This is a genomic window from Loigolactobacillus jiayinensis, from assembly GCF_003946445.1.
GTDB classification, from domain to species: Bacteria; Bacillota; Bacilli; order Lactobacillales; family Lactobacillaceae; genus Loigolactobacillus; species Loigolactobacillus jiayinensis.
Genome location: NZ_RHOF01000085.1, coordinates 1 through 10,052, shown reverse-complemented (window position 1 = coordinate 10,052; position 10,052 = coordinate 1). Strand labels below are relative to the sequence as shown.

9 protein-coding genes are annotated in these 10,052 nt (G+C 40.1%); 5 read left to right on the top strand and 4 right to left on the bottom strand.

Annotated elements, in window-relative coordinates; all coding sequences use genetic code 11:
* Nucleotides 1-188 precede the first annotated feature (188 nt).
* From nrdI to nrdF, 4 genes are all read left to right on the top strand, one after another.
* Nucleotides 189-647, top strand: a complete 459-nt coding sequence (gene nrdI, locus EKM80_RS13945) for a class Ib ribonucleoside-diphosphate reductase assembly flavoprotein NrdI (protein ID WP_072533468.1) — start codon at nucleotides 189-191, stop codon at nucleotides 645-647.
* Between the two features lie 27 nt (nucleotides 648-674).
* Nucleotides 675-2,822, top strand: a complete 2,148-nt coding sequence (gene nrdE / locus EKM80_RS13940; protein ID WP_047021681.1) for a class 1b ribonucleoside-diphosphate reductase subunit alpha — start codon at nucleotides 675-677, stop codon at nucleotides 2,820-2,822.
* A gap of 106 nt (nucleotides 2,823-2,928) precedes the next feature.
* Nucleotides 2,929-3,855 (top strand): ribonucleotide-diphosphate reductase subunit beta, encoded by a 927-nt coding sequence (locus EKM80_RS13935; RefSeq protein WP_010623241.1) that lies wholly within the window; start codon nucleotides 2,929-2,931, stop codon nucleotides 3,853-3,855.
* Nucleotides 3,856-3,869: 14 nt separating this feature from the next.
* Nucleotides 3,870-4,820 (top strand): class 1b ribonucleoside-diphosphate reductase subunit beta, encoded by a 951-nt coding sequence (gene nrdF / locus EKM80_RS13930; RefSeq protein ID WP_020923860.1) that lies wholly within the window; start codon nucleotides 3,870-3,872, stop codon nucleotides 4,818-4,820.
* A gap of 304 nt (nucleotides 4,821-5,124) precedes the next feature.
* Here the strand turns inward: nrdF and EKM80_RS13925 are convergent, their stop codons facing one another.
* Nucleotides 5,125-5,712, bottom strand: coding sequence for a recombinase family protein (locus tag EKM80_RS13925; protein ID WP_003596518.1), 588 nt, complete (start codon nucleotides 5,710-5,712; stop codon nucleotides 5,125-5,127).
* 462 nt (nucleotides 5,713-6,174) lie between these two features.
* Here EKM80_RS13925 and EKM80_RS13915 point away from each other — a divergent pair, with 462 nt between their 5' ends.
* On the top strand, nucleotides 6,175-6,264 hold the full coding sequence (locus tag EKM80_RS13915) for a putative holin-like toxin (RefSeq protein WP_021353390.1): 90 nt from the start codon (nucleotides 6,175-6,177) through the stop codon (nucleotides 6,262-6,264).
* A gap of 334 nt (nucleotides 6,265-6,598) precedes the next feature.
* Here the strand turns inward: EKM80_RS13915 and EKM80_RS13910 are convergent, their stop codons facing one another.
* From EKM80_RS13910 to EKM80_RS14940, 3 genes are all read right to left on the bottom strand, one after another.
* Nucleotides 6,599-8,167 carry a ClC family H(+)/Cl(-) exchange transporter gene (locus tag EKM80_RS13910; protein WP_125554213.1) on the bottom strand — a complete coding sequence of 523 codons (1,569 nt, stop codon included), beginning with the start codon at nucleotides 8,165-8,167 and terminating at the stop codon, nucleotides 6,599-6,601.
* A 124-nt stretch (nucleotides 8,168-8,291) separates the two neighbouring features.
* A protein-coding gene (locus EKM80_RS13905) for an IS5 family transposase (protein WP_080487858.1) occupies nucleotides 8,292-9,079 on the bottom strand; the annotation gives its coding sequence in 2 pieces (ribosomal slippage) (nucleotides 8,292-8,821 and nucleotides 8,821-9,079; 789 coding nt in all).
* Nucleotides 9,080-9,241: 162 nt separating this feature from the next.
* A partial coding sequence (locus EKM80_RS14940) for a hypothetical protein (protein WP_225418897.1) occupies nucleotides 9,242-10,052 on the bottom strand: 811 nt, incomplete at its 5' end.

Sequence of the window (10,052 nt, the reverse complement as noted above, 5' to 3'; positions counted from 1 at the left end):
ATTTCTATACAATTCAGAAATCTTTTATGCATTTACACAAGATATTTTACGCTCTTGAATCTTTATATTCAACACAATTTGTAGATCAATCAGATCGTCCACCAATTTGCATAGACACCATATATAGTGCTATAATGATCGCCTAACCACTATATATAGAAAAAGGACGATGATTAGTTACGGAAACCATAAATATTCTCTACATCAGTTTGAGTGGCAACACGAAATATTTTATTAGCAGACTGACAACATACTTTGAGAAAGAACGTCATGTTCGGGTTAGTTCAATTAATGTTAAAGAACACCCTGAATTCACCACTCTTGACCAGCCGTTTGTTACCTTCCTACCAGCCTTTCTTAAAGGTGGTAATGGGGTTAATGACGGTTATACTGAAATATTAACCACTATTTTGGGAGATTACCTCGCGTACGAAGGCAATTACCAGCATTGCTACGGTATTATCGGTAGCGGTAATCGTAATTTTAATAAGCAGTTTGCACTCACGGCTAAACAATATGCTAAACGCTTCGATTTTCCTTACATTACCGATTTTGAGCTACGTGGCACCGCACACGACATTCCTCGCATTGCCGATGCCATCTTAACCTATCGCAATCAATTTTGTTTTCAAACAACGAAGGAGTAATCCCTAATGGTAACTAGCACCCCAGAAATGGAAAATACCTATTTTTACTTAAATAACCTCGTAAATATCCCAAGCAACGGAGAAATTCCGCTACATTATGATCAAGAAGCCCTAAAGGCTTATTTCGAAGAGACAGTTAAACCGAAGACCAAGCAATTTGATTCGTTAAATGCCAAGTTAAATTACTTGGTTGACGAAGATTATATCGATCCAAGTATCCTGGAACAATACTCTCACAAGTTTGTGCAGTCCTTGTTCGACCAAATGAGAGACCATCACTTTCGTTTTCGCAGCTTTCTCGGTGCCTACAAGTTCTACACACAATATGCCATGAAAACTAATGATGGCCAGCAATTTTTGGAAGACTTTGTCGATCGCGTCGTCTTCAATGCCCTCTATCTCGCTAATGGTGATGAACAACTTGCCAATGACGTTGCCGATGAATTGATTTCACAACGTTATCAGCCTGCCACCCCCACGTTTCTCAACGCGGGTAAAAAACGGCGCGGTGAAATGGTATCATGTTTTTTAATCGATGTGGCCGACTCCATGCTCTCAATTGGACGCGGCGTTAATTCTGCCCTTCAACTATCTCGAATCGGTGGGGGCGTCGGCGTTAACCTGTCAAACTTGCGCGCCTCAGGTGATCCTATTAAGCAGATTTCCAACGCCTCGTCTGGCGTTGTACCAGTGATGAAGTTACTTGAAGACTCATTTAGCTACAGTAACCAACTTGGGCAACGGAACGGCGCCGGAGTGGTTTATCTCAACGTCTTCCATCCTGACATCTTACATTTTCTGGATACCAAAAAGGAAAATGCGGACGAAAAAATTCGGGTGAAGACCTTGTCCCTCGGTTTGATTGTTCCTGATAAATATTATGAATTACTCAAGACTAACGAACCAATGTATCTTTTTAGCCCCTATGATGTCGAACGTGAATATCGTACGCCATTTGCTTACATCGATATCACCAAAGAATATAACAACATGGTCGCTAACCCCAATATTAAGAAGTCAGTTTTTAACGCGCGGAAACTAGAACAAAAGATTTCTCAACTCCAACAAGAATCTGGTTATCCTTACATCTTGAACATTGATACGGCCAACCAAACTAACCCTGTCGATGGCAAAATTATTATGAGTAACCTTTGTAGTGAGATCTTACAGCCTCAAGAACCGTCAAAACTTGATGATGACCTATCGTACAAGACAATTGGCACCGATATTTCATGTAATCTCGGATCAACTAATATCATGAATATGATTGACTCGCCGGACTTCGGTCACTCAGTTGAGGTTGCTGTTCGTGCGCTCACCCTCGTAACTGACACAACCGACGTTAAGGAAGTACCGACTGTTAAACATGGTAACGAACTTTACCACACGATTGGATTAGGGGCTATGGGTCTGCATACTGCCCTTGCACGCCACCAAATTGAGTATGGCTCACCAGAGGCCCTTGAATTTACTGATGCCTACTTCCTAGCTTTAAACTACTATTCACTCGTTACGAGCAATCGAATTGCCCGTGAACGCCACGAAACCTTCGCTAAATTTGACCAATCAAAGTACGCTGATGGCAGTTACTTCGATCAATACTTGAACGCAGACTTTGAATTCAAGAGTACCAAAGTTGCAAAAATCTTCAAAAATATTAAATTACCATCTGTTACAGATTGGAAGGCACTCAAGCAAGATGTGATTACTGGCGGCCTTTATCATCGTAATAGACTCGCTGTGGCACCGAACGGGTCAATTTCGTACGTCAATGAAACAAGTGCATCACTTCATCCAATCACACAATTAGTAGAACAACGTCAGGAAAATAAGGTAGGCTCAATCTTCTATCCAGCACCTTACCTGTCTAACGAAACTTTGCCTTACTACACACCCGCATATGATATTGATCAACGAAAAATTATTGACACCTATGCCGTAGCTCAAAAGCACATTGATCAAGGCATGAGTCTGACACTATTTATGCGTTCAGTTTTGAAACCTGACCTTTACGAGTGGAAGGACAATAACAATTTAAAGATGACAACCCGAGACCTTAACCGGTTACGGAATTACGCCTGGACAAAGGGCATTAAGTCACTTTATTACATTCGAACGTTTACAGAAGACGATGAAATTAAAACGGCAAATGAATGTGAATCATGCATGATCTAGGAAATTCACTTGGGGTCTTACCGTCCGTTTAACACACCGGCATACGTTATTGGGTCACAAGACCCATATACCCATGAATCCTAATTAAGGAGACGAACAAATAACGATGGACTATTTATACTACAAAGCAATTAACTGGGATGATATTAAAGATAATTTCGATAAATACATGTGGGAACGACTCACCACTAACTTTTGGTTGGACATTCGGATTCCCATCACGAATGATCAAACGGCTTGGCAACAGCTATCAGATACTCAACAACAGGCCATTACTCGTATGTTGGCAGGTACATCAATGTTAGCCGTCTACCAATCAGAAGTTGGCACCCCTGCTATTCGCCACGATCGGCGAACTCAACAAGAAGAATCCGTATTAAACACCATTACCTTTATGAAATCAGTCCATGCCAAAAGCTGTACGACCATTTTCCGGGCTCTGATTCCGGGTAACGGCGGTGAAAGTTTTACTTGGGCAGATGATAATGCCAATCTGCAAGCTGAAATTGACCAACTAGCCCAAATGAGCACTAGCGATATGGCCTTACAGAAAAAAGCCCTTTTTATTCTGACTGAAACTGGGCTCTCGTTTGGTAAATACTGGACAATACTTCAAACACAGGCTCTCGTCAATACTTACCAAATGTTGGCTAATATTCTCCGCGGTAGCGCCCTTTTTAGTGCTTATATTGGTTACAAATTTCGCCTCAGATTTGAAGAACTCACTGTAAGTGATCAAACCGAACTGCAGTATTGGATTAATACACAGTTTGATCAACTCATGCAAACTGAAAAAGACTTCTTAGAAGCTAACCTTGACGATGCCACCGAAGCCATCAATCTGGCCTCCTATGGTGCCAATCATGCATTAATGTCACTTGGCTTTAACGCTGTCTACGAAGTTCAACCGTCTTCACTAGTGGCGCAACTCAAAGAACTGATGATTGACCAAAATCAATTTTTGCAACAGGTAACGGCTGCAAACAATGAATCGGACACTGAAAAAATGACCGATGACGACTACGACTTTTAAGGAGTATTCAACTAATGAGCTATAAAACAATTAATTGGGACATCATCGAAGACGAACTTGACGAATATGTATGGGATAAAGCAACGGCACAATACTGGCTGGATACGCGAGTACCTGTTTCTAATGATTTACGGGACTGGCGGACACTCTCTGGCACCGAAAAATCGGTTATCAATCGGGTTGTGGGTGGATTAGCCTTGCTGGATACACTCCAATCTGAAGAAGGAGTCGACGTGATGCGGCCCGACGTTCGGACACGAAAAGAAGCAGCAGTCCTCAATGACTTTTTGATGATGGAGTCAATTCATGCCAAAAGCTACGGCACTATTTTGACATCTTTGAACGATCAAGCCACTGTTGACGAAGTATTCAAATGGATGAACAATAATCCCAGAATGCAATACAAAGCCAAACGGATCAATGATATTTATCAAACGGGAAACAACCTTGAAAAGAAAGTTGCAAGCGTCTTTCTTGAAGGAATTTTGTACTACACCAACTTTTTTACCCCACTTTGGTACCGTGGTAACAATAAGCTGGCAAATCTTTCTGAAGTTATCAAACTGGTGATCCGCGATGAATCTGTTCATGGTACCTACCTCGGCTACAAATTTCAATTGGGATATAACGAGCTATCGGCGACTGAACAAAAAACATTCAAAAAGTGGATGGATGAGTTGCTCGACGATCTCCTTGAGAACGAGTTTGCGTTCACCGAAGAAGTTTACGCGCCGATTGGGTTAGCGGAAGACGTTAAACAATTCGTTCACTACAACGCCAACAAGGCGCTCCAAAATATGGGCTTTGAATCCCGCTTCCCTAATGCTGAGATTAAAGATATCAACCCAATCGTAATGAACGGAATTTCAACCGAAACGGCCAATCATGATTTCTTTTCACAAGTTGGTGCTGGCTATCTAATGGGTAATGCTGAAGCTATGAGTAGCGGCGACTATGACTTCTAACATAGGCTTCTAGGCATAATTAAAATTAAAAAAAGGCTAATATCTACAGGAAATATTAAAGTAAAGCCCCCTGAGTTGTACTAGTCCCTGTCAAGTTGTCATTTGAAATAATATAAGTTTTGCTTTGCTTAAACGGCCTCATTCCAGTATTCCGCTGGGGTGAGGTCGTTTCTTGCTGGTGAACGATCTAGTTGATTAAAATAGTTGATGCCTTCTTCGACCAAGGCCACTAATTTAATTAGACTTATTAAGTAAAGAAAATAGGGACCCTTTCAGTTAACATGTGCTAACCAAAAGGGGGGCCCTATTTTCTTTTAATACCGTATTTCACACGGTATCGAATAAAGGTCGTCCGTTTAATACCTGTATTTCGGGACACATCAATGTCACTCATACCAGCTCGATAAAGCTTAAAAGCATGTTGCAAACGGGGATCATCTTTGGCATATTGGGGTTTGCGCCCATGATATTTACCCTGCTGCTTAGCTAAGGCAATCCCTTGTTGCTGGCGCTCAATGATTCGCTTACGTTCACTTTCGGCCTGATACTTATAGAGTTCAATAATCAAGTTGGTCATCAGTTGACGTAAATTGGGGTCAGCAATCCCTGTCATGGACGGCAAATTTAACACATCTAGGGTGGCACCCTTATTTTGAATGGAGTTCATGATCTTAGTCAAATCATGGTTGTTTCTGCCTAAGCGATCTAATTCAGTGACCATTACAATATCACCCTCACGAATATAGGCCAGCATTTTTTGCAGTTCTGGCCGATTAGTGTTGGCCCCACTTAATTTATCCGTAAATAATTTATCAACGTCTTTTAAAGCCGCTAACTGTCGATCTAAATGTTGCTCCTTGGAACTCACACGCGCATAACCGATTTTAGCCATTTCCAATTCTCCTTTTGGACAGTTCTAATGAACACTTGTAATTCCTAGTATAGCACAGAAATAAAAAAGACCAATAGGGTATACCCTAGTGGCCTTTAAGCTTAGTGCGAATTATTAATTGAATTTATCGTTTCCCTGTATTTACCATCAAATGTTTTTTCATCTGGAAACAAGGTTTCTCGTGAATATCCTAGTTGTCTTAATTTTTTTTGGATCGAATCTTTAACTTATCACGGAAACACGAGTTACATCACGGTATTTATAGTCCTGTTGTTTTCGTTAATAGCTTGGCTATTTATGGCTCGAAGATTAAAGAAAGCTGATTATGCATAGAAACTATTCTATCCCCATTTCCCTGTATAATAGATTAAGCAAGAAGCTTTAATGGCAATGATTGTCTTTTCCCTTGCGAGGTGAGGCTCATGGGAACATGGAATAATCTTCAGGAAGGCTTCACAGTCAATGAGCGTCTTTCAGACACTCTCGTTGATGTTGCTGTTTGGCACGTTTTTAATCGCGCTACTCAGCTATATCGACAAACACCACAAATGAAAAAGCCGCCCCACATAACTTTGACCGGTTATGGGGCGAACTAGTGTTGTTTTAATATCTGCCACCGTCTTTAACGGCTCTACACGGGAAGTCCTGTTCACGTGGGACTTCCTTTTTCTTTTTCGTTATAGCATGACTATGAAAAATTGGGTAGCAAGGCATTTTCAGCTTATTATTTATCTTTGTATTTTTCAAAAATAGGTTCAACTAATTCTTTTTCAGCGTTTTTCGTACTTCGCCGTATTTGTATATAGTTTCCCAATATGTTTATGTCTGGCAACGGACCCACTTAATCTAATATTTATTATTATGATAGACCAATTTGCCTATTAACTTAGTCTCGGTGTTTTTTTTCTAAAGTTGCTAATAATGCATCAATCCGTTGTTTAACTCGGGTTCGTTGGGTTGTATCAGTTAACAGTACTAACGTATCACCTTCATGAATCAAGGTGTCACCATGTGGAATCACTTCTTGTTCACCACGCCGGATTCCAATGAGCAGTGCTTCTTTAGGCCATGGCATGTCTCGGACCATTTTGCCGTTTAAGGGACTGCCAAAGAAAACCGGTATTTCCAAATGATCAGGTCGATGAAGTTGCTGAACAGTTTTAGGCATTGTCATCTGCTTAAACAATGCTTCATAGATTGGTGCACCGCCTAATAAATCAACAACAAGGTAAGCAGTTAACGATATGACTGCTAATGGCATTAAATGTGTTAAATTGCCAACCATTTCTGTTACCAGCAAGATAGCTGTGAAGGGAGCTTTTCCAATTCCAGCAAAGTAACCGGCCATGGAAAAAATGATTAGGTTCATGATATAGACATGCGATAATAATCCTAATTGATTCATTAAGACGCCATAAACCGCACCAATCACAGCACCTAAAGAAAGAATCGGCAAAAAAATACCGCCAGGTAATCCGGAACCATATGAAATCATTGAAAAGACGAATCGTATAATAAAAATTGCAATTAGTACAAACAAAGGTGGAACATACTGGCCAAATCCAACAATTAATCCATTACCACCACCGAGTAAATTTGGCGAAAAGTAACCAACTAAGATTACCAGCAGAAATGGTACGATACCTTGTATTGGGCGTGGCAAATGTGTCAGTTGATGATACCACCGAGGCATAACTAACAAGACCCGTTGATATAAGTAACCAAACAATCCCAAAACAATGCCGAGTAAAATTAAGTGCCAATAATTTGATACTGGTAAACTACGTGAATAATTTAAATGTAACACGGGAACAAGTCCGAAAACATTCAGCGAGATAAAATTTGAACCAATTGCTCCGGCTAATGCTGTTAACCAAACCAGCGGTGAAAAATTATGGTAAATCTCTTCTAAGACAAATAGAGTTCCAGCAATGGGAGCATTAAACGCCGCTGCTAATCCAGCAGCGGCGCCTGATGCAATTAGCAGTCGGCGATCAGTTCCTGATAACTTAAACCCAGCAGCGAAACCTTGACCAACTGACGCACCTAATTGAATCGACGGTCCTTCTCGTCCGAGAAATAATCCAGGTCCCAATGCCAGAATACCACCGATAAATTTTCGCCAAAGAATTGACCACCAGTGCATTTCCAATTCGCCAGCCAATTGACCTTCAACTTGCGGAATTCCGGAACCAGAGATATAAGGTTCTCTCTTGAGAAGTCGAGCCACAATTAAAGCTAAACCAAGGTTGATGCCAATCAACAATGCCCATTCCCACCAAACAAATGGCGCGATTCGTAAGTATCTATATACCAATCGACTATAGTGCAGCCCTATCTCAATACAATAGCGAAATAAGCTAACAACGGTGCCACTCATTAAACCCACAAGCAGGCCGAGTAAAACAAATCGCAAACGAGTAACGTCAAATTTTTCTTTTACAAGCTGTATCAAATAACTAATCCTCCATTATAACCAATATTATATAATTTAGTGCTTAATTAAACTAGGCAATATCTCGATGAAATCTAGTAGTTATTTTTCAAAGAGAAGGGGTGTCATACCGCTAAGAAGCTGTCTAAAATCTCTTAAGTAATAGTGCTAAAAACGCTAAAACGACCATTTGCAGACTGGTGGTTAATTGACGCTCACAATTTTTCCAAAGTCGCCGACAATTCTCTAGCCAACTAAAAGATCGTTCGACTACCCAACGTTGGGGCATGACTTCGAATCGATGCAACTCATTGCGCTTCGCAACCTGCACGGTTGCGTTTAAATTACTGGCTACATCGAGCTGAAAATTAACGCCTGAATAACCACCATCAACTAAGACATTTTGAACCTGGCGTAAATGCATGGCATGTAAAGCGATCATTGCACTGGCCCCGTCTCGATCAGAGACGTTCGCTCGCGTCATGTGAATGGCCTGCGGAAAGCCATTGATATCAACTGCCAGATGGCGCTTAATCCCCGAGATTTTCTTACCAGCGTCGTAACCTTTGTTTTCAGCAGTAGCGGTGTTTTTGACGCTCTGAGCGTCAACGATAATAAAGGAAGTTAAAGCTGAACGTCCTTGGTAAGTTCGCCGAGCAATGACAATTTTTTTAAAACTTGTTCCAATAAAGAATCAGCCGTAGGCTCAGCTTTAGTTGACCAAATTTTGTAATAGTTGTAAACTGACCGCCATTCTGGGAAATCACCGGGGACTTGACGCCATTGGCAACCGGTTTTCAAGACATATAGGACCGCACAGAAGACCTCGTAGAGGTCATATTTTCGAGGCTTAGTTCGCTTACGAAAATTTTCTAAAGCTGGTCGAATTAATTCAAATTGTTGCCGAGTAATATTGCTGGGATAATTTTTCATAGCTTAAACTCGCTTTTTACATAGAAGTATATCAAAAATCATAGATCTTGGACAGCTTCTAAGAAAGTTAAAAGTGCCACTAAATTATTGTACATTGGATTTTCTTTCGATGACGAACAAAGAACTGCTGTTATATTAAATTTGCAATCTGCCACTACTGTTTTATTGTTTAAAGTACTTAACAAACTGTGAGATGGAGGCTGGGAGAATGTTTGTATTGTGTGGATCAAATGCAAAATCAAGTAATTTATTTATACTATAATTTTTCTCTATCAAATTTCGGGAATCATCAAGATAGTATTGTACAATTTTTTTGCTTTTATCACTATCAATACTTCCCGCAGTTGTTACAAGCCATAATTCTTCATTCTTATTAGAGAGCAATGATGTATAATCATTAGATTTAAGAGAAGTAGTTCCATTTTTTACTTGAATATAAATTCTTCTGTTTTTATAGGTACCTTGTTTTTTTGAGGCATCAACTAATACAAATTCGTATCTCTGTGTACCAATTTTGTTGGTTGAAGGTATCACCACATAATTAAATTGATCATATAACCATAAAGCAACTAAATCTTCAGCAGCTGCATAACCAATTAAATTAAATAGAGAACTTCTTGTATGAATCATTTTAGGAGGCAAAAGATCAGTCTTGTTTAGGAGTATTGCTGAATAATAACTTGTTGCAGTATATTGGGAAGTTTCTAAGGGTGTCTCATGATTATCAACTTTTGTAATTGCTCTCCTATTGTGTGTATACGTCGATACAGAACCTGGAACAGCATCTTCTTTTCCGACTGGCATCCAATTAATATCAGTTAACATAGCTGAACAGTCAAAGTTTGAAGCTATTTCTCCAACATCAAAATGAAATAAATCTTTAGGTTTATCAGGTATCTCAGCGACATAATATATACCCGCAAATTGCAATAGTAAGTTAGCCAGTACCGATAAAGCACACAGACGAAAGGGC

Excerpts from the sequence above, each read along its gene's own strand:
- EKM80_RS13925 (WP_003596518.1), bottom strand. The coding sequence starts at position 5,712 with ATGGCTAAAATCGGTTATGCGCGTGTGAGTTCCAAGGAGCAACATTTA.
- EKM80_RS13935 (WP_010623241.1), top strand. The coding sequence starts at position 2,929 with ATGGACTATTTATACTACAAAGCAATTAACTGGGATGATATTAAAGAT.
- EKM80_RS13915 (WP_021353390.1), top strand. The coding sequence starts at position 6,175 with ATGAGCGTCTTTCAGACACTCTCGTTGATGTTGCTGTTTGGCACGTTT.
- nrdE (WP_047021681.1), top strand. The coding sequence starts at position 675 with ATGGAAAATACCTATTTTTACTTAAATAACCTCGTAAATATCCCAAGC.
- nrdF (WP_020923860.1), top strand. The coding sequence starts at position 3,870 with ATGAGCTATAAAACAATTAATTGGGACATCATCGAAGACGAACTTGAC.